27 protein-coding genes are annotated in these 24,719 nt (G+C 34.6%); 8 read left to right on the forward strand and 19 right to left on the reverse strand.

The window, feature by feature from the left end; translation table 11 throughout:
- Positions 1-177 precede the first annotated feature (177 nt).
- Genes ACFQ0I_RS02805 through trhO form a run of 3 tightly spaced genes read right to left on the reverse strand, consistent with a single transcriptional unit; the run spans position 178 to position 2,730 of the window.
- Positions 178-408 (reverse strand): ferredoxin, encoded by a 231-nt coding sequence (locus ACFQ0I_RS02805; protein ID WP_379939142.1) that lies wholly within the window; start codon positions 406-408, stop codon positions 178-180.
- A complete protein-coding gene (locus tag ACFQ0I_RS02810) occupies positions 408-1,652 on the reverse strand; it encodes a peptidase U32 family protein (protein WP_379939143.1) in 1,245 nt (414 codons plus the stop codon). The genes ACFQ0I_RS02805 and ACFQ0I_RS02810 overlap by 1 nt, the downstream gene beginning before the upstream one ends.
- Positions 1,653-1,656: 4 nt before the next feature.
- Complete coding sequence (trhO, locus tag ACFQ0I_RS02815) at positions 1,657-2,730, reverse strand: oxygen-dependent tRNA uridine(34) hydroxylase TrhO (RefSeq protein WP_379939145.1); 1,074 nt, start codon at positions 2,728-2,730, stop codon at positions 1,657-1,659.
- A gap of 354 nt (positions 2,731-3,084) precedes the next feature.
- Between trhO and recA the strand changes: the two genes are divergently transcribed.
- The 4 genes from recA (at position 3,085) to ACFQ0I_RS02835 (ending at position 6,669) form a co-directional block, all read left to right on the forward strand.
- Entirely contained in the window at positions 3,085-4,101 is a 1,017-nt protein-coding gene (gene recA / locus ACFQ0I_RS02820) for a recombinase RecA (protein WP_379939146.1), read from the forward strand.
- 110 nt (positions 4,102-4,211) lie between these two features.
- Positions 4,212-4,616, forward strand: coding sequence for a hypothetical protein (locus ACFQ0I_RS02825; protein WP_379939148.1), 405 nt, complete (start codon positions 4,212-4,214; stop codon positions 4,614-4,616).
- Between the two features lie 29 nt (positions 4,617-4,645).
- Complete coding sequence (locus ACFQ0I_RS02830; RefSeq protein ID WP_379939150.1) at positions 4,646-5,188, forward strand: RNA polymerase sigma factor; 543 nt, start codon at positions 4,646-4,648, stop codon at positions 5,186-5,188.
- The gene (locus tag ACFQ0I_RS02835) at positions 5,188-6,669 is read left to right on the forward strand and encodes a hypothetical protein (RefSeq protein ID WP_379939152.1); all 1,482 of its coding nucleotides are present in this window, start codon (positions 5,188-5,190) and stop codon (positions 6,667-6,669) included. The genes ACFQ0I_RS02830 and ACFQ0I_RS02835 overlap by 1 nt, the downstream gene beginning before the upstream one ends.
- An 85-nt stretch (positions 6,670-6,754) precedes the next feature.
- On the opposite strand, the gene ACFQ0I_RS02840 is transcribed toward ACFQ0I_RS02835, so the two are convergent.
- Entirely contained in the window at positions 6,755-7,492 is a 738-nt protein-coding gene (locus tag ACFQ0I_RS02840) for a lysophospholipid acyltransferase family protein (protein ID WP_379939154.1), read from the reverse strand.
- Between the two features lie 103 nt (positions 7,493-7,595).
- Between ACFQ0I_RS02840 and trpS the strand changes: the two genes are divergently transcribed.
- Entirely contained in the window at positions 7,596-8,564 is a 969-nt protein-coding gene (gene trpS, locus ACFQ0I_RS02845; protein WP_379939156.1) for a tryptophan--tRNA ligase, read from the forward strand.
- Positions 8,565-8,670: 106 nt separating this feature from the next.
- Here the strand turns inward: trpS and dprA are convergent, their stop codons facing one another.
- Positions 8,671-9,774: a DNA-processing protein DprA gene (gene dprA / locus ACFQ0I_RS02850; RefSeq protein WP_379939157.1), complete on the reverse strand. Its 1,104-nt coding sequence runs from the start codon at positions 9,772-9,774 to the stop codon at positions 8,671-8,673.
- Positions 9,775-9,878: 104 nt separating this feature from the next.
- On the opposite strand from dprA, the gene ACFQ0I_RS02855 reads away from it, so the two are divergent.
- Positions 9,879-10,829 carry an HU domain-containing protein gene (locus tag ACFQ0I_RS02855; RefSeq protein WP_379939158.1) on the forward strand — a complete coding sequence of 317 codons (951 nt, stop codon included), beginning with the start codon at positions 9,879-9,881 and terminating at the stop codon, positions 10,827-10,829.
- A 93-nt stretch (positions 10,830-10,922) separates the two neighbouring features.
- Here the strand turns inward: ACFQ0I_RS02855 and ACFQ0I_RS02860 are convergent, their stop codons facing one another.
- Positions 10,923-11,759 carry a CPBP family intramembrane glutamic endopeptidase gene (locus ACFQ0I_RS02860; RefSeq protein ID WP_379939160.1) on the reverse strand — a complete coding sequence of 279 codons (837 nt, stop codon included), beginning with the start codon at positions 11,757-11,759 and terminating at the stop codon, positions 10,923-10,925.
- Positions 11,760-11,991: 232 nt separating this feature from the next.
- Here ACFQ0I_RS02860 and ACFQ0I_RS02865 point away from each other — a divergent pair, with 232 nt between their 5' ends.
- Positions 11,992-12,501 (forward strand): acyl-CoA thioesterase, encoded by a 510-nt coding sequence (locus ACFQ0I_RS02865; protein WP_379939162.1) that lies wholly within the window; start codon positions 11,992-11,994, stop codon positions 12,499-12,501.
- Between the two features lie 53 nt (positions 12,502-12,554).
- A complete protein-coding gene (locus ACFQ0I_RS02870; RefSeq protein WP_379939164.1) occupies positions 12,555-12,767 on the forward strand; it encodes a DUF6515 family protein in 213 nt (70 codons plus the stop codon).
- Positions 12,768-12,886: 119 nt separating this feature from the next.
- On the opposite strand, the gene ACFQ0I_RS02875 is transcribed toward ACFQ0I_RS02870, so the two are convergent.
- The 13 genes from ACFQ0I_RS02875 to ACFQ0I_RS02935 all read right to left on the reverse strand — a co-directional run bounded on the left by ACFQ0I_RS02875 (position 12,887) and on the right by ACFQ0I_RS02935 (position 24,661).
- The gene (locus ACFQ0I_RS02875) at positions 12,887-14,122 is read right to left on the reverse strand and encodes a murein hydrolase activator EnvC family protein (protein WP_379939165.1); all 1,236 of its coding nucleotides are present in this window, start codon (positions 14,120-14,122) and stop codon (positions 12,887-12,889) included.
- The gene (locus ACFQ0I_RS02880; protein WP_379939167.1) at positions 14,122-14,889 is read right to left on the reverse strand and encodes a DUF4292 domain-containing protein; all 768 of its coding nucleotides are present in this window, start codon (positions 14,887-14,889) and stop codon (positions 14,122-14,124) included. Before ACFQ0I_RS02880 ends, ACFQ0I_RS02875 begins: the two co-directional genes overlap by 1 nt.
- Positions 14,889-16,250 carry a tetratricopeptide repeat protein gene (locus tag ACFQ0I_RS02885; RefSeq protein ID WP_379939169.1) on the reverse strand — a complete coding sequence of 454 codons (1,362 nt, stop codon included), beginning with the start codon at positions 16,248-16,250 and terminating at the stop codon, positions 14,889-14,891. The genes ACFQ0I_RS02880 and ACFQ0I_RS02885 overlap by 1 nt, the downstream gene beginning before the upstream one ends.
- Before the next feature lie 229 nt (positions 16,251-16,479).
- Entirely contained in the window at positions 16,480-17,499 is a 1,020-nt protein-coding gene (locus ACFQ0I_RS02890) for a sugar phosphate nucleotidyltransferase (protein ID WP_379939170.1), read from the reverse strand.
- 47 nt (positions 17,500-17,546) lie between these two features.
- Complete coding sequence (locus ACFQ0I_RS02895) at positions 17,547-17,861, reverse strand: GIY-YIG nuclease family protein (protein WP_379939172.1); 315 nt, start codon at positions 17,859-17,861, stop codon at positions 17,547-17,549.
- A gap of 37 nt (positions 17,862-17,898) precedes the next feature.
- Positions 17,899-18,333 carry a dUTP diphosphatase gene (gene dut, locus ACFQ0I_RS02900; RefSeq protein ID WP_379939173.1) on the reverse strand — a complete coding sequence of 145 codons (435 nt, stop codon included), beginning with the start codon at positions 18,331-18,333 and terminating at the stop codon, positions 17,899-17,901.
- A 1-nt stretch (position 18,334) separates the two neighbouring features.
- Positions 18,335-19,795 (reverse strand): lipopolysaccharide biosynthesis protein, encoded by a 1,461-nt coding sequence (locus tag ACFQ0I_RS02905; protein ID WP_379939175.1) that lies wholly within the window; start codon positions 19,793-19,795, stop codon positions 18,335-18,337.
- A 58-nt stretch (positions 19,796-19,853) separates the two neighbouring features.
- Positions 19,854-20,360 (reverse strand): hypothetical protein, encoded by a 507-nt coding sequence (locus ACFQ0I_RS02910; RefSeq protein ID WP_379939176.1) that lies wholly within the window; start codon positions 20,358-20,360, stop codon positions 19,854-19,856.
- 347 nt (positions 20,361-20,707) lie between these two features.
- Complete coding sequence (gene atpG / locus ACFQ0I_RS02915) at positions 20,708-21,568, reverse strand: ATP synthase F1 subunit gamma (RefSeq protein ID WP_379939178.1); 861 nt, start codon at positions 21,566-21,568, stop codon at positions 20,708-20,710.
- A 29-nt stretch (positions 21,569-21,597) separates the two neighbouring features.
- Positions 21,598-21,942, reverse strand: a complete 345-nt coding sequence (locus ACFQ0I_RS02920; RefSeq protein WP_379939180.1) for a four helix bundle protein — start codon at positions 21,940-21,942, stop codon at positions 21,598-21,600.
- Between the two features lie 52 nt (positions 21,943-21,994).
- Entirely contained in the window at positions 21,995-23,575 is a 1,581-nt protein-coding gene (gene atpA / locus ACFQ0I_RS02925) for a F0F1 ATP synthase subunit alpha (RefSeq protein WP_379939182.1), read from the reverse strand.
- Positions 23,576-23,617: 42 nt separating this feature from the next.
- On the reverse strand, positions 23,618-24,154 hold the full coding sequence (atpH, locus tag ACFQ0I_RS02930) for an ATP synthase F1 subunit delta (protein WP_379939183.1): 537 nt from the start codon (positions 24,152-24,154) through the stop codon (positions 23,618-23,620).
- A 6-nt stretch (positions 24,155-24,160) separates the two neighbouring features.
- Positions 24,161-24,661 (reverse strand): F0F1 ATP synthase subunit B, encoded by a 501-nt coding sequence (locus ACFQ0I_RS02935; protein WP_379939185.1) that lies wholly within the window; start codon positions 24,659-24,661, stop codon positions 24,161-24,163.
- Positions 24,662-24,719: the final 58 nt, after the last annotated feature.

The raw sequence follows: 24,719 nt of genomic DNA on the forward strand, positions 1-24,719 counted from the left end.
AGGTTCATAAATATTTTTAAGAATCCCGCTTTCGCGAGAATCACAATTTGAGAGGTTATGTGAAATAAAATTTCAAAAAAACTTCTCGAGGTAAAGATAAGATTATTATGCTTACTTTAAAATAGATGCTGAATTATCATTAAATCTATTCTATAATTGCGATTCTTTAATCTTATTTTATACTAATTTAACAGAAATTATTTTTACCGGACATGCTTTTGAAGCGTTTTCGCAGGCCTCTAAAATCTCGTGTTCGTTTGATTTTAAGGTAAAAAAACCCTTTTTGTCTTTGGAATGAAGCAAAACCGATTTTCCATCTTTTTTAGACATTTGAAATTGCTTTGGTGCTAATTCTACACAATAATTACACCCAATACATTTATTGCGTTGCAAGGTGATTACTACCATTAAGCCTCCACTTTATTTTCTACAATTTTATACAACTTGTCTGATGGTCTAATTCTGAAACCTAACGGAATGGTTACTAAATCGCCCTTAGTACCTTTGCTTAGTTTTTGGTCGTTTACCATCATGTCGCTCACTTCAATTTCTTTAGCACCTGTGGTTGGGCCTGTTATTAAAATGGTGTCGCCAATAGTAATATCGAAGGCTTCAATTTTAAACTCACCTATCTGTGGTTTTGGAAAAAAGTGGGTGCCTTTACCAATATACACTTTCTTTTGGGTGGCATGAGATCCGGAACCATTACTCCACTCGCCTAATTTCTGACCCAAATAATAGCCATTCCAGAAACCACGATTGTAGACTTTTTCGAGTTCTTGCATCCAAGAAATCACTTTTTCTTTATCGTAAGTGTTGTTTTCTAAACTATCAATGGCCGCACGATAACACGAAATAACTTTGGCAACATATTCGGGAGCTCTTCCTCGACCTTCAATTTTTAAAACAGTTATGCCTGCATCAACAACTTGATCTAAAATATCGATGGTGCATAAATCTTTAGGAGACATGATGTATTCGTTATCAAGCTCCATTTCAAAACCAGTTTCCTGTTCGATAACCGTATATTTCTTTCTGCAATTTTGTTTACAAGCACCGCGGTTTGCCGATGAATTATAGGCATGTAAACTCATATAACATTTACCAGAAACTGCCATACACAAAGCCCCATGACCAAAAATTTCGATTTCAATCAATTTCCCCGATGGGCCTTTTATTTGATCTTTTTCAATTTGCTCGGTTATCTTTTTTACTTGTCTCAAACTTAACTCCCTGCTCAACACCATAGTATCGGCAAATAGGGCGTAAAACTTAACCGTTTCTATATTGGTGATGTTTATTTGCGTAGAAATATGCACTTCCATACCAACCTCACGCGCTGCCATAATTACGGCCTGATCCATAGCAATAACCGCAGTGATATCGGCTTCTTTAGCTTTATTGATTAAGGTTTTTACGATTGATAAATCGTGGTCGTAAATAATGGTGTTAAGTGTTAAATAGGTTCTAACATTTTTAGCTTTACAACGTTGTGATATTTCGGGTAAATCTTCTAACGTAAAATTTATGGAAGCACGAGCACGCATATTTAGTTGCTCGACTCCAAAATAAACAGAATCGGCGCCATTATCTAGAGCTGCTTGCAAAGATTCGAAATTCCCTGCCGGAGCCATTAATTCAATTTTCTGCATAATCTTAATGTTGTTGTTTTTGAAAATGATCAAAAATATTTCTTAAATCTTTTTTATGGGTAAGGTGTTCTGCACGTCCTTTTTTAAAAATGTCGTTACTATTACCTTGTCCTTTTCTCAGTTCCTTTTGTTCCTCGTAGGGCAATCTGTTAATTTCCATGCAGGTTGTAGAGCAGCAATTTTCCATGGCTTCTTTACATTTCGGGCACTGAATAAATAACAAATGGCAGGCCTGATTAGCACAGTTGGTATGCACGTCGAATGGTTCGCCACATTGGTGACAACTGGCAATGATATCGTCGCTTATTTTTTCGGCTCTACGTTCATCGAACACAAAGTTTTTACCTAAAAATTTATTTTCTAAATGTTGCTCGTTTACCTGTCTGGTGTACTCAATAATGCCACCTTCCAGCTGAAATACATTTTTAAACCCTTTATGTTTAAAATACGCACTCGCTTTTTCGCAACGAATGCCGCCGGTGCAATACATTACCAAATTTTTATCTTCTTTGTGGTCTTTTAAATCGGCTTCAATAATATCTAAAGATTCTCTAAAAGTATCAACATCGGGTGTTACGGCATTTTTAAAATGACCTATTTCACTTTCGTAATGGTTACGCATATCAACCAAAACGGTGTTTTCATCTTCAATAAATTGATTGAATTCTTCCGCTTTTAAATGAATTCCTTTGTTGGTTACATCAAAAGTATCATCGTTTAATCCATCGGCTACAATTTTGTCGCGTACTTTTATTTTCAGCTTTAAAAACGATTTATTATCCTGTTCCACAGCAATATTTAATCGAATATCTTTTAAAAAATCGATGCTGTCTAAATGGGTTTTAAATTCGTTAAAACGGTCGGCTGGTAACGAAAGTTGGGCGTTAATGCCTTCGTGAGCCACATAAATTCTACCTAAAACGTCTAACGCGTTCCAGGTAAGAAACAGGTGGTCTCTTAAAATTTGTGGATTGCCAATTTTGGCATATTGATAAAAAGAAAGTGTTAATCGACTTTTTCCTGCTTGGTCGATTAAATCTGCTCTTTCTTTCGCACTTAATTTATTGTACAGTTGCATGCTATACTAATGTTTTAAGGTTAAAGAATATTTTAAGCGGCAAAAGTACAATTTTTAAAAAAACTGAAGCATCTAAACACAAAAAAAGCACCTATTGTATAATAAGTGCTTTAAAAGAATAGTTTGAGTTAGTCTGCAATAAACGCATTCTTAAGATAATGTCATCCGATTATAACAGGTATCATCAGATGTACTTCGCCATCATCATTTTAATGAAAATAGCGTATTTCATAGCAATATCTTCCCACTACTACAAGGTAGATGCAAAATGTTCATAAAGGTTGCGTTATAAAATTGTAAGATGACAAAAGTTATAGTATTTTAGCATCCATTACTTCAGAAAAAAAATTAAAAATGAGCAGCGATAAAGAAGCAAAATTAAAAGCACTAAAACTAACATTAGATAAATTAGACAAAGCATACGGAAAAGGTACCGTAATGAAAATGAGCGACCAAGCGGTTGTTGATGTAGATGCGATTTCTTCGGGTTCGCTTGGATTAGACATCGCTTTAGGCGTTGGCGGGTATCCTCGTGGACGTGTTATTGAAATTTATGGTCCAGAATCTTCTGGTAAAACCACACTAACCTTACATGCTATTGCTGAAGCGCAAAAAGCTGGCGGCATTGCAGCGTTTATTGATGCAGAACATGCTTTTGATAGATTTTATGCTGAAAAATTAGGTGTAGATTTAGAAAATTTAATCATCTCGCAACCAGATAATGGGGAACAAGCATTAGAAATTACCGATAACTTAATTCGCTCGGGCGCTATTGATATTGTGGTAATCGATTCTGTAGCAGCCCTAACACCAAAAAGCGAAATTGAAGGCGAAATGGGCGACTCTAAAATGGGTTTACATGCACGTTTAATGTCTCAGGCTTTAAGAAAACTTACAGGTTCTATTAGTAAAACAAATTGTACTGTAATTTTTATTAACCAGTTACGCGAAAAAATTGGTGTTATGTTCGGTAACCCGGAAACTACAACAGGTGGTAACGCATTAAAATTTTATGCTTCGGTTAGATTAGACATTCGTCGTTCTACGCAAATAAAAGAAACCGACGGCAGTGTTTCGGGTAATAAAACCCGTGTAAAAGTGGTTAAAAACAAAGTAGCGCCACCTTTTAAAACAGCCGAATTTGATATTATGTACGGTGAAGGTATTAGTAAGGTGGGTGAAATTTTAGACATCGCTGTTGAAAACGAAATCGTTAAAAAAAGCGGCTCCTGGTTTAGTTATGAAGAAACTAAATTAGGCCAAGGACGCGACGCCGTAAAAGCACTTATAAAAGACAATCCAGAACTTATGGATGAACTAGAAGCCAAGGTTAGAAAAATAGCCAAAGCCGCTTCTGCAGGCGAAGAATAAATTTAAAAAATCCCGATAAATCGGGATTTTTTTATTTTAATACGCAACCATTTAAGCACTTACGCATCTTGTTTATAACAAACATGTAATTAATATTAAATTTAGTTGTTATGAAAAAGTTACTTGCCCTAAGTTTAGCTTTAATTTTATGCTTTTCTTGTAGCTCAGATTATGATGATTATAGCTTTGAAATTTTACCAGTGGAGAGCGTCGATATTCCTGACGAATTTACATTAGGAGAAACCTACCCTATTACCATTACCTATTCACGACCATCTACTTGCCATTATTTACACAATTTATATTATGCAAAAAACCTAAATGAGCGTACGGTTGCCCCAATAACCATTGTTTACGAAAATGATAATTGCAAAACTTTGGATAATGTTTTAGAAGAAACTACTTTTAACTTTATGGTTACAGGCAATGGCTCGTATATTTTTAAGTTTTGGCAGGGAGAAGATGCTAATGGAGACGATCAATACTTAATTATTGAAGTACCTGTAACAGAATAAGTTTAAGTGTTAATTAATACGTGTTTAATTTGAGTTTAAATCAACTCATAGAAAATTGTAAAATTAATGATACTAAAGCGCAAAGTGAATTGTACAAACTCTTTTCGAGTAAGTTGTTCTCTGTGTGTTTAAAGTATTCGCGTAACTATGCCGAAGCGGAAGATAATTTGCAAGACGCTTTTTTAACAATTTTTAAAAAAATAGATCAATATAAAAATAAAGGATCGTTTGAAGGTTGGTTAAAGCGCGTTACTATAAACACCGTGTTACAACAATACCGAAACCAAAAGGTTTTTGATATTGTAAACGAAAATAATATTGAAGAAGTTGACATAGAAGCTGAGGAAGATGCATTATCAATCGATTATCTATTAAAAATAATTCAGGAGTTGCCAGATAGATACCGATTGGTTTTTAACCTGTATGTGCTAGATGGCTATTCGCATAAAGATATTGCAGAAATGCTGGATATTAACATTGGTACTTCAAAATCTAATTTAGCACGTGCCAGACAGATTTTGAAACAAACCATAGTACAATATCAACAAAATGAAAATTTACAATCCTTATAATGGGAGATAAAAAACATATAGACAGGATATTTCAAGAGCGCTTCAAAGATTTTGAAGCAGCTCCTAGCGATGCTGTTTGGGAAAACATTGAAGCAGAACTTAACAAAGACAAGAAAAAACGTCGTGTAATTCCGCTTTGGTGGCGCTACGCAGGTGTAGCAGCCGTATTATTACTTATGCTTACCATAGGTGGTGTTTATTTTAACAAATCGAATGAAACGCATCCTATTAATGTTGTTGACACCGAAGAGCATCAAACCCGAAGTTCTAAGGAATCAAACGACATAAAAATAGCGGTTGAAAACAATAATTCAACAGAAACTAACACGGATAAATCTAATAGTACAGAAGCATCATCAACTAATTCAACTCATTCTGCTGAAACTTCAATCGCCGGAAGTGCTTCAGCAACTAATAAAAATGATAGTGAAAACAATTCAAATCGCGCTTCAAATAAAAAATCAAACACGGCAAACAGTCTAAGCAACCTAAAAAACAATAATGCCTTAGCTTCCAATTCCGAAGAAAAAAACACATCAAATAATAATGGGATAGCTTCCAATAATCCGAAGCAAGCACAAGACGCTATTCAAAATAAAAAACCATCGAATGCTTCCGAAAAAACCCAAGTAATACTAAATAACGCTTCAAAAGAAACTAAGGCTATCGCGGAAGTTAAAAAAGAAACCCCCAATAAAAACCTGCTCACCATTGAAGAAGCTTTAGATAAATCTGAAGAAAAAATAGCAGACGAAAAAAGCAGCAACAAATGGCGAATTGCCCCAAATGCGGCACCGGTTTATTTTAATACTTTGGGCGAAGGCTCTTCTATAGATGCACAGTTTAGCAACAATTCTAAAACGGGAGAATTTAACATGAGTTATGGTATTAATGCCAGTTACGCAGTTAACGATAAACTTAAAGTGCGCTCTGGTATTAATAAAGTAAATTTAGGGTATAATACCAATAATGTTATTGTATATCAATCGGCTGGTGTAAGCGCAAGCACCAAAGCCTTAAGAAATATCGATGCCAGTTCCAGTACTTTGGCGTCTGACAATATTTCGATAATTAGTGGCGAAAATTTTAATGCTGCCCCTAGCAGTTTCGAAACCATGAATACCTCTATTAATCAGGCTTTTGGTTACATAGAAATTCCTTTAGAAATAGAATATGCTCTAGTAAGTAAAAAAATTGGTGTTAATGTAATTGGTGGTTTTAGTTCGTTCTTTTTAAATGAAAATAAAATATATTCTGAAGCCGAAGGCGGTTCAAAAACCTATTTAGGTGAAGCCAATAATATTAATAATGTTAGCTACAGTGCAAATTTTGGTTTGGGCTTAAACTATCAGGTTTCTAAGAAAATAGACTTGAATATAGAGCCGATGTTTAAATATCAAATTAACACATTTAACAATACATCTGGCGATTTTAAACCCTATTTTATAGGCGTTTATACCGGATTTGCTATAAAATTCTAGGTTTTTGGTTAGACTTGGATGTTGATTTCCATTACCTTCGGAAATCAATTTCAATGAAAAACGGTTCTCCCCAGAGCCGTTTTTTTTATGTATTGTAAGTGCGTAATTGTTTAAGAATTATCTCCTTTGATGCCTTATTTAAAGCCTTAGTATCTTTAATAGTTAATCCTTCAGTAGATATAAATTTATGAATCTTTACCCGCATGATTCCCGGACCGCCACTAAAAAAAGTATACGACAGTCGTTTTTTATTATCCCCAAAGGTAATGGGCACAATGGGTATTTGATGATTAATTGCTAACCTGAAAGCGCCATCTTTAAAATCGTCTAATTCAATATGCTCTTCTGGCACGCCCCCTTCAGGAAAAATACAAATACTCAACCCCGATTTTAAACGTTTTTGCGCTCTTAAAAAAACGGCTTGTCTGCTTTTAGCTGAATTTCTATCCACCAAAATACAGGTGCGTTTATAAAAGAATCCGAATAACGGAATGTTAGCCAATTCCTTCTTTCCAACAAATACAAACGGGTTTTTAACCGAAACCAACATGAGCATAATATCTGCCATAGAGGTGTGGTTGGCAATAAACATATAACTTTTAGTATTTTCGGGGGTTTGTTCGCGTTCAATTTTCCAACGAAAACCCATACCCAATAAAATAAATTTAGCCCAAAGACGGGCAATTTTAAAAAAGTAAGGATACCAGGATTCCTTAGAAATGGAAATTAATAATATTGGAAACAGTATGAGTATTGGCAATCCTACAAGAATATAGAACCAAATGCGATACAAAATCCAGAAAGGATATTTAAAAAACTTCATCGAGACCAAAAATACATAATTGTATTGAGCAATTCTATTAAAAAAATTACCTTTGCGCTTTCGTTAAACTCTTAAACAGATACCTGCTTTCGCAGGTAATATTATGGCAAGAATACTTACAGGCATACAAAGTACAGGAACACCACATTTAGGAAACATATTAGGCGCATTAATGCCTGCAATAAAAATGGCGAACGACCCTAAAAACGATTCGTTTTTATTTATCGCCAATTTGCACACCTTAACCCTTATTAAAGATGCTGAAACGCTAAGGCAGAATACCTATTCTGTAGCGGCTGCTTGGTTGGCTTTCGGGTTGGATATTGAAAAAACGGTGTTTTACAGACAGAGTGATATTCCGCAGGTAACCGAATTGTCTTGGTATTTAAGCTGTTTCTTTCCATATCAACGTTTAACATTAGCGCATAGTTTTAAAGATAAAGCTGACAGATTAGAAGATGTTAATGCAGGTTTATTTACCTACCCAATGCTTATGGCTGCCGATATTTTAATGTATGATGCCGAAATAATTCCGGTAGGAAAAGACCAGTTGCAACATATTGAAATGACGCGCGATGTAGCCTCTCGTTTTCATGCGAAAATGGGCGATGTTTTTGTGTTGCCAGAAGGCAAAGTAGAAGAAAACATTATGCTTATTCCTGGAACCGATGGCGAAAAAATGAGTAAAAGTCGCGATAATACCATCAATCTGTTTTTAGATGATAAAAAGTTGCGTAAGCAAATCATGTCTATTGAAACCGATAGCACACCACTTGAAGACCCAAAAGATTGGAGTACTTGTAACTGCTTTGCTATTTATAGTTTATTGGCATCAGAATCTCAAATTGACACCATGAAAGCCAATTACGAAAACGGCAATTATGGTTACGGACACGCAAAACAAGCGTTGTTTGAATTAATTGTTGAAAAATTTGCAACCCAACGCGAGCGTTACAATTATTATATGAACAACCTTGAAGAAGTTGATAAAGCTTTAGCATTAGGTGCCGAAAAAGCTAAATTGGTAGCCGATGAGGTTTTAAAGCGAGTTAGAGAAAAAGTTGGCTATTAATTCCTGCGAAAGCAGGAATCTCGTAAAACTGACGATAAAACATCAATCGCATTAGTTCATCCTTAATTTAAGATTCGAATACAAGATTACTGCTTTCGCAGGAATTTTAGATGATTTCAAATAATTTCCCTGGCAACGGTCGTACCACGCCTTTTAATTCCATATTTAACAACACACTGGCTATTTTAAAAATAGGCAGATTACAATTTATGGCAATCGTGTCTAATTGTTGTGTATCGTTTTCTTTTAGGTAGTTATAAATTGTTTTTTCAGTGTCATCCAATTCAACAAACAACTGCTTTTGAATGACTGGTTTTTTATCATCTTCGAGTTTCCAATTTAAAATATAAGGCACATCTAAAGCGGTAGTTAGCATATGTGCCTTTTGGTGTTTTATTAAATTATTGCAACCTATACTTTGCGAATCGGTGGTTCTCCCCGGAACCGCAAATACATCGCGGTTGTACGAATTAGCGATATCGGCAGTTACTAAACTTCCGCCCTTTTCGGCAGATTCTATAACTATGGTTGCTTCACTTAAACCAGCAATAACCCGGTTGCGCTTTAAAAAATTGTTTTTATCAAATTTATCGCTACTCCAAAAATCGGTGAAAAAGCCCCCATTTTTTTCCATATCTACCATGTACTTTTTATGAACGGCAGGATAAATTTGATTGAGTCCGTGTGCTAAACATGCTACGGTTTGCAAATTATGTTTTAAAGCTGCTTTATGCGCCGTAATATCGGTACCATAAGCAAACCCAGAAACAATAACTGGATTAAAAACGGCTAGTTTTTCAATCAGATCTTCACAAAAAGCGATGCCACTGCTGGTAATCTTTCTAGTACCAACAATACTAATAATACGTTGCTTTTTTAAATTGACGTTTCCCGACTGAAATAACACTATGGGGCCATCAATACAATGCTTTAGTTTTTCAGGATAATGCTCGTCTTCAAAATAAAAAACCTTGATGTCGTTTTCTTTTATAAAGCCCAGTTCTTTTTCGGCTTCAACTAAATGCTGGGTGCCGTTTAGTTCTCCTAAAATAACGCTTCCAATGCCATCAATTTTTAATAGATTTTGCTTCTTTTCTTTTAACACCGCTTCGGCAGAACCGCAGTGTGCAATCAGTTTTTTAGCAGTAATATCGCCTATATTTGGCACGTGTTGTAGTGCTAAAGTATAAAGCAAATCGTGTTCGGTCATTGTATACATTTGATTTAGAAGCTGCAAGAAAAGAATTTTTACACTGTTAATAAATACTTCTACCTAAATTTTATCTACAAGTTTAATTTTTTAACTTTGTTATTATGCAATTAGAAACCTACATCAGCGATTTACTCTATAGATATGAGTGTGTTACCATTCCCGAATTTGGTGCATTTTTAACACAACGTGCGTCTGCAACTATTGAAGATGGCACTAATACATTTTATCCACCAAAAAAAACGGTGTCGTTTAACGAGCAAATTCAAAAAAATGATGGCTTGTTGGCGCATTACATTGCCGATGTGGAAAAAATACCGTTTGAAGTTGCTAACGAAAAAATTGCAAAACGTGTAAATACCATAAAATCGTATTTAACACAAGGTGAAACGGTTACGTTTAAAAATATTGGAGATATTGTTTTTAACTCTGAAGGCAATATTTTATTCGAACCTAATTATCAGCTCAATTATTTAACAGATTCGTTTGGTTTAACACAATTTGTGTCGCCAGCAGTTTCGCGTGAAGTTTACAAACAAAACGTTGAAGCTATTGAAAAGGTAATTCCGCTTACCATTACACCAGAAAAACGCAAATCTAGACCGTATTTAAAATATGCTGCTGTTGGGTTAATAGCCTTATCCTTGGGTGGTTTAGTATCGTCTAAATACTATATCGACCAAATTGAGCAACACAATCAAATAGCTCGAAAAGTAGCCACGCAACAACTGGATGCCAAAATACAACAAGCTACTTTTAATTTAAATACCTTGCCCGCTATTACCCTAAATGTAACGAAGCAATCTGGTAATTACCATGTGGTAGCTGGTGCTTTTAGAGTAGAAGATAATTGTGCTCAAATTATTGAAGAATTAAAAGCCAAAGGATTTAATGCCAGAAGTATTGGGGTTAACAAATACGGTTTAAACGAAGTGGTTTACGGTAGTTACGAAACTGGCGAAGAAGCTTTAACCGTTTTACGTGAGGTTAGAAAAACCCAGAACGAAGACGCTTGGTTGCTGGTTAAAGATTTGGATCTTGTTGTTGCTGAATAACAACACTACTACACAACTTAAATTCTAAATTTATTTTACTTGAACAAATGTTCAGGCGTATCGTTTTGATATAAATTCAAAATGTAAAAGGCATTAAATCTGAATTTTTTTAGGCTTTATGCGCTCGTAATAAACAAAAACAGAAGCTATTAATAACACTTGTGCTGCTATTGAAAATATGGAGCCTTCAAATCCAAAATCGCCCCCGTTTAGCATGTTTTTATCGGTTATTTTAAATTCTATTAACGAATAAAATTGCTGACCGCTTACATTAAATCCGAATAAGGTTTGAAAAAAATTCCAGCTAAAATGTAAGGCTATTGGAAACCATAAATTCTTAGTGTAGATATAGGTGGCTCCCAATAGAATTCCAGCTAGAAACAGATTTAAATAACTAAACCAATCCATATTGGGGTTAAATCCGTGGGCAACTGCAAACAATACAGACGATGCTATAATTGCCACATAATTGTTAAAAGAACCCATAAAATTGCGTAAAATATAACCTCTAAAAAGTGCCTCTTCGGTAAAGGCCACAAATATATATACTAAAATGGCCAATGTTATATCTATAACACTGACATTAAATTTTATAAACTGAACTTGATTAAGGCTTATCAAGATGAGTAATCCGGCTCCCATAATGACTAAACCCAATATTACACCAAGGTTTATATCTTTAATTCTATTTTTTATTTGAAAACCCAGGTTAACGAATTTTTCTTCATCAACATACTTCATAAAAAACCAGAGTAAAGCAAAAGTGCCAAAAAAGGTAAAAAAAGCAACTATTACATGTTGCTGAGACGTTTTTACGGCTTCTACATTACTATAATCTACACCTGCTATTAATACTCCTACAAGTTGGAAAATACCAACTACCAAAAAATAAGGGAAAATTAATAGTAATATTCGTTGCCAGCCTCTCATGTTACACTTATTATTTTGAAGTAGTTATTATGAATCTATAACCCAAATATGAAAAATTATTATCAAATTACACGACTGTTAGCGTAGTTTTTTAGCTTATTTCTTACTTTTTATTCAATCTTGCTGTGGGTTTTCCGTAACAATTCAAATTTCATTAAAAACAAGTATTACAAATCTTTACCTAAGAACTTAAAAATCGTTTTACCTTTGTAACATAACTAAAGCTCAAGCAATGCAAGCAAAAACACCCGAACAATCTAAAACAATACTTACCGATATGGTTTTACCTGGTGAAACCAACCCCTTAAACAACCTGTTTGGAGGCGAATTATTAGCGCGTATGGATCGAGCTGCAAGTATTGCTGCTCGTCGTCATTGCAGGCATATTGTGGTTACAGCTTCGGTAAATCATGTGGCTTTTAGTAAAGCGGTACCATTAGGAAGTGTGGTAACGGTAGAGGCTAAAGTGTCTCGTGCCTTTAAAACATCGATGGAAGTGTTTATAGATGTATGGATTGAAGACCGCGTTTCTGGAGAGCGTTCGAAAGCCAATGAAGGCATTTATACTTTTGTGGCTGTTGATGATACAGGAAAACCGGTATTGGTTCCTGAAGTACTACCAGAAACCGATTTAGAAAAACAGCGCTTTGATGCGGCCTTACGCCGTAAACAATTAAGTTTATTATTGTCAGGAAAAATGAAACCTCACGATGCTACTGAACTTAAAGCTTTTTTCGAATAATTAAACCATTTCTTATTTTTAGGGTCTTATTTATAAAATTAAATCTTAATGCTATGAGATCAATTATTCTATTTTTCGCATTTATATTGATGCTAGGAACCACATCGTGTGCTACACGCGTTGTAACAAGACCCGCAACAGTAACAGTTATTAAAACTGCTCCTGCTAATTACAAAATTGTAAAAGTTAGAGGCAAACGCTATTATTTTTGGAATGGAAATCATTACCGAAAAACAAGACGCGGCTTTGTTTTAGTACGCATATAACACCGTTAAATCTTAGGTTTATTTAACTAGAAACTTAACCTACCAATTGGTAGGCAGATTACTTTGTTTCTTGCAATATTTTTAAATTGAGATTCCTGCTTTCGCAGGAATTTTACATTTTACATTTTAAATACCCAAGACGCTGGATTTTCTGTTGCTGTTCCTTTAGATATTGAAAAACTAAGTATGGTTTCTCCGTTAGATGGATTGGTAAACACCTCGCCAATTACTTGTTTGGTACTTACTTTGTCGCCTTCTTTCACGTAAACTTCAGATAAGTTTTTGTAAATGGTTAAATAGTCGCCATGACGTACCATAACTATTGGGTTTACATTTTTCATTTTAAGTACCGAGCTTACTTCGCCATCGAAAACCGCACGTACTTTAGCGTCTTTTTCGGTGGCAATACGCACACCGTTACTTTTTATAGTTAACGATTTATCAATGGGGTGCGGTTGCGTTCCGTAACCAAGAGTAACATAGCCCTTTTCTACCGGCCAAGGTAGCTTCCCTCTATTTGCTACAAAGTTTGCGGCTAATACTTTTTCTTCGGCTGTTAAGGCAAAGTTTGATGCGGTTGCAACATTTGTATTTCCTGCTTTTTTATTAGATTTTGCAATAGCTTCTTTAATAATGCGGTCTATTTCAGCATCTATTCTGTCTGCCTCCTGTTGTTTTTGTTTTATTTGTGCTGCATAAACCGATAAGTTCCTTTTTATAGACTTCATTAATTCCTCATGCTGTTTGCGCTCCGACTCTAAAGATTTTTGAACCTCTTTATTTTCGGCTATCAGCTTACGCTTTGTTTCCTGCTGCTTAATTAAATCTAAATTGATGGCTTGTAACTCCGCCGTTTTTTCTTTTATGGTTTCACCTTGTTGCTTTTGGTGGTCTGTATATTGCTTCATATACTGCAAACGCTTGTAAGCTTGCTTAAAATCGTCTGCAGAAAGCAAAAACATAATCCTGCTTTGTTGATTTTTACTCTTATAAGACTTCACCATCATTTCGGCGTAATCTGCCTTTAAAACCTTTAATTCGCTTCTTAAACTGGAAATTCTTTTTTGGTTGTTGTTAATATCGCGCGAAATTAAATTGGCTTGCTGATTGGTTACTTTAATTAAATTATCTAACACACGAATTTTGTGATTGAAATCTTGAATTAAGGATAATTGCGATTTTTCTTTAGATTTGTTTTCGAGTCGCAACTGATTAATTTTTTGAATTTCCAAACGAAGCTCCTGCCTACGCGCTTCTAATTCTTCCTGTTTGTTGCTTTGAGAAAATATTAGCGTACTACAAAGTAAAAAACTAAGCAGTAATAAGAATTTATATGTGTGTTTTTGCTGTAACATTAAAGTTTAATTTCTTTAAAACCTGAGGGTATTTTATACGGAAAATTTAAATTTTCGTTTAACGTAACGTTTTTAAATTCTAATTCGATATTGGTTTCTTTAGTAGCTTCAACAGCTATAATTTTTATGTGTTCTGGTAGCCTTTGATTATCGACTACCTGATACGATTTATAATCAATTTGTAAATGCCTTGCCTCTTTAGGTTGCGATATTTGTTGCGATTTTACTTTAAATTGAACCGGGTCTAGTAAAAAGAAAATTTCGAATAATTCGCGTTGCTTTTTGGGTTGCACTACATACACGTTTTCATTTACCGAAACATCGTAGTTATTAGCGTTTAATTCAAAAATAGACTCGCCTATTAATAAATTCTGAACTTTTTGAAAATCTAATTCGGTTCCCAGAATATTGCTTAAATAGTTGTAATCGCCTTCAAAATAGGTGTTATCCAACTTGTTATAAAAACTCACTTTTTCTGGAGTCACCATCGCTTTAACTACCGAAAATGTGGCGCTAATCCAAATAATCTCATCTTTCTTTGCTCGAAAATTAACCGAATACGATTGCTCGTTTCCATCTTGATTATAGGTTATTTTAAGTCTAGATTGAAGTGTTTTAAAAACGGGGGTTTCTTTAGAATTTTCTTTTAAAAGTTGTTTCGCAGTCAACTTTAAATTGGATTCACCGCCAGCAATTGATTTTGAAGATTTACATTGAAACACCAAAACCGCCAACAAGGATATAATGATGTACTTAAGTTTGTTCATTAATTTGGGGTTTCTAATTGTTTTATTTTATCGCTAAACGTTTTTACCTTGGCCGTATTGTTTAATGCTGTATATGCGCTTTTTAATTGATTGTAAAAATCCATTTCCATCTTTGTGTCTTCGATTATATAATCTAAGCCAGCTTCTAAAACTTCAATAGCTTTTTTTGGTTCATTTAATTGGTTAAGCGCTACCCCGTGTAATAAATAAAATAAAGGTTGCGCCGGATACTTTTGCAGCACTTCACTACACTTTTTATCAGCCAAATTAAATTTTTGCAAATCTATGTAAAGTAATAATACGTTGCGCAATACATTAAAATTATCTGCATCAATTTTTAAGGCGGCCTCAAAATACTCTAAAGCCTTAGCCTTATTGTTTTTAACTAGGTAATATTGCCCTAATTCAATAAGTGTTTTACTGTTATTACTATCGCCCACCATGGCCGTGGCTTCTACCAAATCTGCCTCATATTCTGGGTGATTGCCCACAAACTGAACAAAATCAGTCAGCACCTTTAGTTTCGCTTCTGGTTTTATTTCGTTGCTTTTAACCACAATTTTCATGCTCTCAATGGCTTTTTCAGCATTGTTATCGTCTAAATAAAACTTGTACAAGGCTAAATGAACAATTTGAGAATTCGGGTTAATTTTTAGCAATTCCTTAGCTGTTTCAAACGCTTTATCCTTTTCGTTGTTTTCGCTGTAACGAAAAATTAGCTGTAAGTAGTTCGATTCTTTGTCGGGGTTATTTTCTACACGCGCCTCCAGATTTTTTATTTGGTCTTTTTTGCGTCCTGTGGCTTCGTAAATCTGATTCCGCATAATATCACGTCTCACCGAAATTCCAAACTCGGCATCTAATAGATCTAATATTTTTAAAGCTTCGTTATAATCTTTAGTTTTTACATACAATCCTGCCAAATCTTCTTTGTAATCCGGATGGTATTTTACTAATTGCTTAACGGTTTTAATGGCCTTGTCTATGTCATTTTGCCCTATATAATATCCATAAAGTTCATCTAAAAACCACTCGTTATCCGGATCCTTACTCACCGCCTTTTTTAGCGCATCTTCTGCGGCTCCAAAATTTTTAAGCAGCATGTAATTCTTTCCTAACTCAAAATATAATACCGCAACCGAATTATCTATGGCAATACATTTTAAAAGGGCGTCCACAGAGCGGTCGTAGTTTTCAATGCTCTTTTGTTTTATAGCTTCGTAAAAAAGTTCCTGAAATTTGTCTTCAACATCGCCTAAATCGTCATCTGGCTTTTTATTAAAATCTACTTGGGCATAATGTATCTGCGGAACCAAAAGCATCCCGATTAATACAAATAATATGTAGATTTTATGTTTCATTAATACGTTTTTGTATCTAATTCTTTTTGGCGTTACCACAAGGGTCGGGCTTTTCGCTATATCTTTTTAAAACGTCATTGCACAAAGGCACGACAAAGCAATCTGTTAATTTTTTGCACTAATAAACTATTTTACCTTCCCCGTTTTAAAAAGGATGCCGCTGCAATCCCTAACGCATCATCAACTTACATTTCGATTGAACAAAATTTATTCAATATTTGTTATAGTGTTATTCTAAAACCGAATAATCGCCAATACTTACCCGCGTAAATTTCGCATCAAAATTTACATGGTTTCCAATCATAGCTTCCTCTAAATTAGCATTTTTGATGGTTGTATGCGTTTGTATTAAGCTATTTTTAACGATTGAATTATCAATAACACAATTATTACCAATAGACACATTTGGTCCAATGGTACTATTTTTAAGCGCTACATTTTCGCCAATAAAACAAGGTTCAATTATTTTAGAATCTGTTAGTTGTACCGATGATGCCACCATTTGTTCGTCGCCATCAGCTTTTAAAAACCCTAACATTCTGGTATTCGTTTCTACCGTTATGGCTTTGTTACCGCAATCCATCCACTCATCTACCGTGCCAGTTTTAAACACTTTACCGTCGGCCATCATACGTTTAATACCATCATTAATTTGGTATTCTCCTCCATTGGTAACGTTTTCATCTAAAATTTGTTGCAGCTTTTCTTTTAAAACCGCAACATCTTTAAAATAATAAATACCAATAACGGCTTGGTCGCTAACAAAATCTTTTGGTTTTTCAACGAGTTCCACAATTTCTTGTTTCTCATTTAATTTCACCACACCGTAAGCCTCTGGATTATCTACTTGTTTCGTCCAAATAACGCTGTCTGCAGTTGGATCTAAGTCGAATTCGGCTCTAATCAAAGTATCCGCATAAGCAATTACCGCCGGACCAGATAAAGATGGTTTGGCGCACATAATAGCATGACCTGTACCTAAAGGTAAATCCTGGCGGTAAATAGATGCTTTAGCGCCTAAATCGGTTGCTAGCTTTTCTAAACTTTCCACCACCTCGTCACCAAAAAAAGCAGGATCGCCCAAAACAAAAGCAATTTCGTCTATAGGTTGCTTTAAAACTTTAGCAATATCTTTTACCAAACGGTGAACAATAGGTTGCCCCGCTACAGGAATTAATGGTTTTGGTACTGTTAAACTATGCGGACGCAGACGAGACCCTCGACCTGCCATTGGTACTATTATTTTCATAGGAATGCCTGCGAAAGCAGGTATCTTTAAAGGTTATACTTATAATTTTATTTTCTTAATTTATTTAAATTTAAATTCCAATTTACGCTTAAATCAGACCAACTGGGATTCATCTCTTGAATGAGTTCAATTTTCCAATCTCTTTTCCATTTCTTAAATTGTTTTTCTCGCAATACCGCCTTATTTCCGTTCTCAAATTCTTCAAAATAAACAAGACTACCACAATTATATTTTGCGGTAAACGATTTAGGATATACCTTAAATTTATGTTCTTTTACGCGCTCATCAATATTGTCTGTAACACCAATATATAAAACACCATTTGGCTTATTTGTCATGATATCTACATACCAGTGTTTCATTCATTTTGGTTATGAGATTCCTGCCTTCGCGGGAATATTATTTTATTCCCGTACTCCCAAAACCACCTTCGCCTCGAGACGTTTCAGATAACTCAATAGAATCAATCCATTCCGCGCGTTCGTGCTTAGAAATCACTAATTGGGCAATACGCTCGCCATCTTTAATAATAAAATTATCGTGCGATATGTTTACTAAAATAACGCCTATTTCACCTCTGTAATCGGCATCTACCGTTCCTGGCGCATTTAAAACCGTAATACCATTTTTTGCTGCCAATCCACTACGCGGACGTACTTGTGCTTCGTAGCCAATCGGCAATTCGATAAACATACCTGTTTTTACAATGGTTCGTTCTAAAGGTTTTAAAACTACTGGAGATTCTAAATTAGCGCGTAAATCCATTCCCGCCGAAGCTATTGTTTCGTAATGAGGTAATGGATGCTTGGATTTATTAATGATTTTAATTTGCATGTTATATTTTTATAAATTGTTTTAACTGATTTTTTTCTAACATAAAAACTAAGATTAAATAGCATAATAATAATCCTAATCCTATATAAAAATAATCTCGATATACATAAAACGAAATTACCGAAAATGCTGACGACACCAATAAATACAAACTCATTTTTTTTAAATTGTAAGGTATTGGGTAATACTTCTGTCCGTAATAATACGAGGCTACCATCATACTGGCATAAGCAACTAAAGTGGCTATTGCCGAACCTCGATAGTCTATTATTGGAATCAACCAAAAGTTAAGTCCTAATGTTAATAGCGCTCCAAAAACGGAAATGTAGGCTCCAAATTTAGTTCTGTCAGTAATTTTATACCAAACCGATAAATTGTGATAAATACCTAGGCAAAAATTGGCGATTAAAATAAATGGAACTACCCACATAGCTTCCCAATAAGCTTCACTTCTAACAATAAATGGTTTTAATACATCGGCAAATACCACCACAGCTAACACCATAATAGAACCCGTTGCTACAAAAAACTCTAAAATTCGAGCGTAATTTTTCTGTGGGTTTTCGGTTTTTGCATGACTAAAAAAATATGGTTCAATCCCTAGCCTGTAAGCCGTAGCAAACAGGGTCATGAATACGGCGATTTTATAACATGCCGAATACATCCCAACCTTAGTTTCGGCAATATCGGGTGGCAACAAATAATCTAAAAGTATTCTATCGAATGTTTCATTAATAGAAAAAGCAATACCCGCAATAAGCACAGGAATGGCATAACACATCATTCTTTTAAACAAATTGGAATCAAATGTGTATTTTATTCTAAAATAAAAATGAAGCATTAGCACCAAGGTAACTGCACTTGCAACCAAGTTGGAAATAAATATGTAATTAATTTCAAAATTTGGAAGGTAAATAAAGTCAAATAACGTGCTACCGGTTGCCCATTTTTTGAGGTACAATAAAAAGAAAATATTCAATCCTAAATTAATAGCCACATTTAGAATCTTTACTATGGCGTAGGTTATAGATTTCCCATTTGCCCGTAACCAAGAAAAAGGTATAATTACTAAGGCATCTAATAATAAAATCCAGATGACTAGCGATATGTATTCTGCTTTAATATCTATGAGAGATGCAATCTGGTTTTTAAGTACAAAAGCCAAAATAAAAAAACCAAAGGAGGAAACAATTAAGGCAATGGTAGATGTGCCTATAACTTTATTCTGGTCGTCTTCTTTGTTAAAAAACCTGAAAAATGCTGTTTCCATTCCATAGGCTAAAATCACGTTAAAGATTACGAACCAAGAAAAAATAATGGATACTTTACCATACTCTGCCACCGACGATAAAACGCCTTGTGTGGTATATAATGGCACCAACAAAAAGCTTAACATACGGGGAAGTACCGTGGCTAATCCATATATAAAAGTTTGTTTAAATAAAGTTTTGAGTCCGCTCAAGAAATGGAAATTAAATTGGCTAAAAATACGTTTTTAGCCAATGCAAACCAAAGATAAATTAGGGCTTCTTAGAATCTGAATCTATATACAGCATATCATCCTTTTTGAGGATTTTGTCTATTTTAAAATATTTAACCTTGTTTCCTATTTTGTAACTCACAACACATTGATCTGTTTGCAACTGGAACTGAGCTGTATTGGCGCGTTTTGGTACCTTATTGCCATATTCTGCTCTTGGGTCGCTGCTCATTATAATATCTTCCTTTTGAATGGATTCTTGTTTAATATGACCAATAAAAACCGAATTGTTTTTAAATTCTAACTTTGCTTGCTTCCCTAGAAATTGAACACTGTCTAAAATAATGTTTTTAGGGTTTGAAATAACTGGAATAACAATAACAATTCCTGATTCGCCACCTTCAACTTTGTCCGTCCAATGTTGATAGTAAACGGCTCCTAAAGTAACCGGTGCTTTCGTTTCTAGTTTTGTAACTCCACATTGAGAAAATGTCGCCATAATAAATAACATGCATGTTAAAAAAAGGATGTTTTTAAATACTTTCATCGGTCAAAAATTGAATATTATAAAGATACTATTTCAAAATTAGTGCCATAAAAAAGCCTCACTAAAAAGTGAGGCTTGATGTTATATAAACCCTTCGACTGCGCTCAGGGAGACAATTAATGGAAGATAATTAATTATTTAAAGCTTCCGCATTTTTAAATATTTGACTTCGCAAAAGCTCCGTCTAATTATTCAAAGCTTCCGCATTTTTAAAAATTTGACTTCGCAAAAGCTCCGTCTAATTATTCAAAGCTTCCGCTAATTTTAAATATTTGACTTCGCAAAAGCTCCGTCTAATTATTTAAAGCTTCCGTATTTTTAAATATTTGACTTCGCAAAAGCTCCGTCTAATTATTTAAAGCTTCCGCTCCACCAACAATTTCAAGGATTTCGTTAGTAATAGCTGCTTGACGTGCTTTGTTATACGTTAATTTAAGCTGATCTCTTAGCTCTGTGGCGTTATCGGTTGCTTTATGCATTGCTGTCATACGTGCACCGTGTTCGCTAGCGAAAGAGTCTCTAATGCCTTTATACAATTGTGTTTTTAAGGACTTAGGAATTAATTGCTCTATGATTTCAACTTTCGTAGGTTCGAAAATATAATCCGATGTGTTAGCTACACTGCCTTCAACAGGAACAATAGGTAAAAACTGTTCGGTCATTACTTCTTGAGTCGCGGCATTTTTAAATTTGTTATAAACGATTTCAATTTTATCGAACTCGCCGGCAACAAACTTAGCCATTAACATTTCGGCAATTTCAGCAACATTTTCAAACGTCAAATCATCAAATACAGAACTTTTGTTCGCAATAACCAATTTCTTTTTAGAAAAAGCATCATTCGCTTTTTTTCCGATAGCTACAATTGATACATTTTTGCCAGCGTAAACATCGCTAATTAAATGCTGTGTTTGCTTGATGATGTTTGAATTAAAAGCTCCACATAACCCTCTATTAGAAGTAATAGGAACTATTAATACATTTTTTATTTCGCGTTGCGTAGAAAATTTACTTCCAGAATCTTCATCTAAAGTTGCACTTAAACTTTGTAAAAGTTCGGTTAACTTATCTGCATAAGGACGCATTGCAGTAATGGCGTCTTGAGCCTTTTTTAACTTTGCAGCAGACACCATTTTCATGGCGCTGGTAATCTGCATCGTAGAAGATACCGATGTTATTCTATTACGTATTTCTTTTAAATTTGCCATTTTTCAAATTATGGATTATGAATTATGAATTATGAATTTTTGATAATTGAAACTAAAAGTCTAATCAAAATTTCGCAATCTTCTCTTAATTTCGAAGGAACTTCATGAATGCTTGTTTCTTCTATAACGTCCAACCAAAAGGATGTTTCGTCTGCTTCTTTAAGAGCAATTCCTAATTTATTTTTAAAATCTTTTGTACTAACTCCTCTTTGTGATTCTCTCACATTAGCACCTATACTAGTGCCAGATTTCAGCAATTGATTTGCCATTTCAAAAAAACGCTTTTCTTTAAGCTTTTCAGCATAATTAACGATGTCGCAAGCAAAATAAAAACTTTTATCGACTATTGCATTTCCACGCTCCTTGTAACTCATAATTCTGAAACCTGAATCCTTCAATCCATAATTCTGAATTCAGAATTCAGAATTAATTTCTGTATTTCCCTGATAAATCTTTTGCTACAGCTGTTAAAGTATCTGTAATTTCGTCTGTTAATTTTCCCGCTTTTAATTCTGCCAAAACATTTGCATGTTTAGCTTTCAAGAATTCAATAAAATCACCTTCAAATTCTTTAACTTTTTCAACAGGAACATCTCTTAATAAGTTTTTAGTTCCTGCATAAATAATTGCAATTTGATCTTCAACTTTAAATGGATCGTTTTGAGCTTGTTTTAAAATCTCAACGTTACGTTTCCCTTTATTAATTACATTTAAAGTAACCGCATCTAAATCTGATCCAAATTTAGCAAATGCTTCTAACTCACGATATTGCGCTTGGTCTAATTTTAAAGTACCAGCTACTTTTTTCATGGATTTAATCTGTGCATTACCACCCACACGCGATACCGAAATACCTACGTTAATTGCAGGACGTACACCCGAGTTAAATAAATCTCCATCTAAGAATATTTGTCCGTCTGTAATAGAAATTACGTTTGTTGGAATATATGCTGATACGTCTCCTGCTTGCGTTTCAATAATAGGCAACGCTGTTAAAGAACCACCACCTTTTACCATTGGTTTTAATGACTCAGGTAAATCGTTCATGTTTTTTGCAATATCATCATCGTTGATAATTTTTGCAGCACGCTCTAATAAACGAGAGTGTAAGTAGAAAACGTCTCCAGGATACGCCTCACGTCCTGGTGGACGACGTAATAATAAAGACACCTCACGATACGCTACCGCTTGTTTAGATAAATCGTCATAAATAATTAATGCTGGACGACCAGAATCTCTAAAATACTCTCCAATTGCAGCACCTGCCATTGGCGCATATACTTGCATTGGTGCAGGATCTGATGCGTTTGCAGCAACAATTGTGGTATAAGCTAACGCGCCTCTGTCTTCTAATGTTTTAGCGATATTTGCTACAGTAGAAGCTTTTTGACCAATAGCTACATATATACAATATACAGGTTGACCTGCATCGTAAAATTCTTTTTGATTTAAGATGGTATCGATACAAACTGTTGTTTTACCAGTTTGACGGTCACCAATAACCAACTCACGTTGTCCACGACCTACAGGAATCATAGCGTCGATAGACTTAATGCCTGTTTGTAATGGCTCGGTAACTGGCTCACGGAAAATAACTCCAGGTGCTTTACGCTCTAAAGGCATTTCGTAAGTTTTACCAGCAATAGGTCCTTTACCGTCAATTGGATTTCCTAAAGTATCAACAACACGTCCAACAATACCTTCTCCTACTTTAATAGAAGCGATACGACTAGTACGTTTTACTGTAGAACCTTCTTTAACTCCTTCAGAAACCCCTAACAATACGATACCTACGTTATCTTCTTCAAGATTAAGTACAATACCTTCTAATCCGCCTTCAAATTCAACTAACTCACCATATTGTGCGTTAGCCAATCCGTAAGCACGTACAATACCATCACCTACAGTTAATACAGTTCCAACTTCGTCTAATGAAGCACTCGCTTCGAAACCTGATAGTTGTTGCTTTAAGATTGCTGATATTTCAGCTGGTTTTACTTCTGCCATCTTTATTAATTTTTAATTCAAAATTCAGAATTCTGAATTATTTTAGTTTATTGTAAATTCTCTTTTTAATTTATTTAATTGATTTGATATACTCGCATTGTACTGAATATCGCCTACTCTTAAAATGAAACCTCCTAAGATGCTTTCATCTACAATACTTTCAACTTCAATATCTTTTCCAGTTAATTCTTTCGCTTTTGCTAAAACCTTTTGTTTTAATGCTTCGGTTAATGGAATAGCTGTTGTTACTGTAGCTAATTCAATACCTTTTGACTGATCAAATAACTGATTGTATTTTACCGCTACATCGCCTAAAATAGCAATTCTATTGTTGGCTATTAATGTATCGATTAAACTTACGGTTGTTTTGTCTGATTTTTTAAAGACCTCTAATAAAATAGATTTCTTAATTGCAGAACTTACTACAGGACTTTGAAGCGCATCGTTTAAATCTTTGCTTTCTGCAATGGTATTCGCAATTAATTTCATATCAGCATTAACCGCATCTGCCGATTTACGATCTGATGCTAAACTTAATACCGCCTTGGCGTATCGTATTGCTGCTCTTGCTCCTGCCATTCTTTATTAGTTTAATTTAGCTTCACCTAACATAGACTCAACCAATTTTATTTGTTTGTCTTTGTTCGATAATTCTTCACGTACTACTTTTTCTGCTATTTGTAAAGACAAACCTGCTACCTGACTTTTCAGTTCTGCCATAGCTGCTTTCTTCTCACCTTCTATGGCCTCTTGTGCCTGAGCAATCATTTTGTTGGCTTGCGCTTGTGCTTCACTTTTAGCATCTTCTATCATTTTATTTTTGATATCTCTTGCTTCTTTAAGCATGTCTTCACGCTCTGCTCTAGCTTCTTTTAATAACTTTTGGTTATCTGCCTGAAGATTTTGCATTTCTAATTTTGCTTTTTCAGCAGAATCTAAAGCATCTTTTATCCCATCTTCTCTTTCCTCTACAGCATCAAGAATTGGTTTCCAAGCAAACTTTTTTAATAAAAGCACTAAGCCAATAAACAATACTAATTGCCATACGAATAATCCTAAAGAAAATTGTTCAATTAATTTTTCCATCTATTTGTCTTGTTAAACTCGTTAATTTTTAATTTAAAAAACAGCTATAACCAACCGT

This window comes from Mariniflexile aquimaris (assembly GCF_042676825.1).
GTDB classification, from domain to species: domain Bacteria; phylum Bacteroidota; class Bacteroidia; order Flavobacteriales; family Flavobacteriaceae; genus Mariniflexile; species Mariniflexile aquimaris.